Source organism: Enterobacter sp. 725m/11, from assembly GCF_011683705.1.
Lineage (GTDB): Bacteria > Pseudomonadota > Gammaproteobacteria > Enterobacterales > Enterobacteriaceae > Enterobacter > Enterobacter bugandensis.
Window position 1 is genome coordinate 1 of the sequence record NZ_JAAQOK010000133.1, and the last position, 247, is coordinate 247.

Genomic DNA, 247 nt, shown 5'->3' on the forward strand with positions numbered 1-247 from the left:
GCCGCCCTCGGTCAGTCGCATGTCGGCGTTGTCTTCACGCAGGCTGAGGCGGAACTCCGCCCGGCTGGTGAACATGCGATACGGCTCGGTCACGCCTCGGGTGATGAGATCGTCGACGAGTACGCCCAGATAAGCCTGGGCGCGGCGCGGCGTCCAGGCGTCCTTGCCCTGTACTTGCAGGCCGGCGTTGATACCGGCCAGCAGGCCTTGCGCCGCAGCCTCTTCGTAGCCGGTCGTCCCGTTGATC

Annotated in this window: 1 protein-coding gene; it reads right to left on the bottom strand. The window is 67.2% G+C overall.

The window, feature by feature from the left end; translation table 11 throughout:
• The coding region (locus HBA26_RS22750; RefSeq protein WP_208298239.1) for an FAD-dependent oxidoreductase at positions 1-247 on the bottom strand (247 nt) is incomplete at both ends.